This is a genomic window from Streptomyces sp. NPDC033229 (assembly GCF_055576875.1).
On record NZ_JBVIQR010000177.1, the window covers coordinates 1 to 2,125 of the forward strand.

The following is a 2,125-nucleotide window of genomic DNA, read 5'->3' on the forward strand; positions in this document are numbered from 1 at the left end:
TGCACCGCCGGTCACCCTCGCGGGTGACGATCAGCATCGTGACCCACTCCACGAGTGCATGCGGGACATCAAGTACGGCACGATAGGGAACCAACGGAGCCCCAGAGCTGAAGAGTTGAGCTTAGACACCTCGCTCAACAGCTCTGGGGCTCCGTCCGTTTCCCAGCCACCGCCCCATCACCCGATCAGTAGCCAAGTTGAAAATGCTCCGTGGTAAGGATCTGGCAGAGCCGGTCCCAGGGGCTGGACGCCTTCCGGGCCGGATCCTGTGCGGTCGGGAGGGCGGGTGCCTGGACTGTGATGTCGATGGCAGTGATAGGGGTGCTTTCACGGGGCGTTGATCGCGGTTCCAGGTGTGGTAGCGCGAGATTCCGCGCTTCGCGACGCGGGCGGAGGTCCGCGGGCGGCGTTTGGGGAGTACAGCGTGCAGGAGACGGGTGCCGATGTGTCCGACCAGGTCCGCCTGGGCGTCGTGTCCGGGGGGTGCTGCCGGGTGGGCGGTCAGGGCGACGGTGTCGCGGGCGGCCTCCAGGACGATGATGAAGGCGGCGCGGTCGGGGTCGGTGCCAGGCTCGGTCTCCACGGCCGTGGCCATGACGGACCGCAAGGCCTGGTAAAGGGTGAGCAGTCCCCACACCTCTTGGGCGAGGCCGGCAGGGTCTTTCGAGCGCAGGACGCGGCCCTTGAGGAGCGTGTGACGCAGGGCCAGGTAGGCGCACTCGATCTCCCAGCGCTCGTGGTAGAGGCGGACGAGCTGGTGGGCGGGGGCCGGTGCGGTGGTCGGTGAGCGTGGTCAGCAGCCGGTAGGCTTCGCCGAAGGTGCTGCCGTCGGCGGTGCGGGTGCGGATCTCGGCCTCGATGACGCGCAAGGTGAGGCCGGCGATGCGCGTGAGGTAGGAGCCGTCGGGCAGCAGGGCCAGGATCGGCGGATGTCGGCGACTGGTGCAACGCACCAGGAACTGCGCGCCGCGGCGGGCGGCTTGTGCGAGCAGGTCATTGGTGTGGAAGGCGCGGTCAGCCAGTAGCAACATGCCGGAGGTCAAGTTCGAGGTGAGTTGCTGTGCGTAATACGTCTCGCCCCTGGCCACAGGGCCGAAGGCTGCCGCGATCAGGCCGCGGGTCCGGTCTCGCACAGTGTCATCAGCATCAGTCTGGGATATCCCGCCTGGCCGAGTCGGCTGGCGGGACGGCCGAGCCAGGACCAGTTCCGTTCATGGTCGGGGACGATCAGGCTGCTGCACCCCGTCAAAGGCGACCGTCCGCCACCGCCGGTAACTCACCCCAGGAGTGGGCGTGATGGACGAGGAGGAAGCCATAGATCTCCTGCTCGATGCCGTCGGGATGCTGAGAGCGCAGCACCAGCCGGGGTACGCCCTGGTGGGTTTTGATCTCGTCCAGGGTGGTCTCGGTCTCCCACCGCTGGTGGTGAAGGCCGGCCAGGTCGGCGGCCGGGGCGGCGTCGGGGTCACAGATGGTGGTGATCAGCCGGTAGACCGTGTCGTCGCCCGGGCGGCCCTGGTGTACTCCACCACGCGGACACTGAGGGGATCACGGCGGCTCTGGTCATCCGAGGCGAAGATTTCCGACAGGTAGGAGCCGTCGTTGAAAGCCTCGAGGACCGGCAGCACGATGTTCTTGCGGACCCGCCACAGCAGGTCGGCGCCTGTGTCTGCGGCGGCCCGCCACAGCTCGAACCCGGTGATGCCGCGGTCGGCCAGCATCAGCATCCCCGGCCCGAGCCGGTCCAGCAGGCCAGGGACCAGCTGCTGTTCGTGAACCGACAACGGACCCGTCGCCGCGGCGAACACCGCGTGCGTCCCGCACTCCACCAACGCAGCCAGCCGCACCTGCGGATACGCACTCCGGCCCTGCCCCCGCCCCGACCCCGGACGCCCGAAACAAGCACTGTTGGCCTCCGTGTCCGGCACGTCGAACACCGTGCCGTCCACCGCGACCAGCCGCCACTGCCCATACCAGGCACCAGCCGTTTCACCATCGGCCACCGGACGGCACACCCGCGCGAACAACGCCTTACGAGCTGGTGCGTGATAGCGGATGAGGCGTGTTTGACCTGCTCATTGCCTGTCCTCAGGCGGTGGTGTAGCGGTCAGATACGAGGTTGGCG

General features: G+C 68.0%; 2 protein-coding genes and 1 pseudogene. 1 reads left to right on the top strand and 2 read right to left on the bottom strand.

Annotation, left to right across the window (positions count from 1 at the left end; all coding sequences use genetic code 11):
* Positions 1-94 (bottom strand): annotated as a pseudogene (locus tag ACZ53N_RS37175) (IS5/IS1182 family transposase); the annotation flags it as partial.
* Between the two features lie 682 nt (positions 95-776).
* Here ACZ53N_RS37175 and ACZ53N_RS37180 point away from each other — a divergent pair.
* The gene (locus ACZ53N_RS37180; RefSeq protein WP_469145111.1) at positions 777-1,025 is read left to right on the top strand and encodes a hypothetical protein; all 249 of its coding nucleotides are present in this window, start codon (positions 777-779) and stop codon (positions 1,023-1,025) included.
* Positions 1,026-1,481: 456 nt separating this feature from the next.
* Here ACZ53N_RS37180 and ACZ53N_RS37185 read toward each other — a convergent pair whose 3' ends face one another.
* Positions 1,482-2,003: a transposase gene (locus ACZ53N_RS37185; RefSeq protein WP_469145112.1), complete on the bottom strand. Its 522-nt coding sequence runs from the start codon at positions 2,001-2,003 to the stop codon at positions 1,482-1,484.
* Positions 2,004-2,125: the final 122 nt, after the last annotated feature.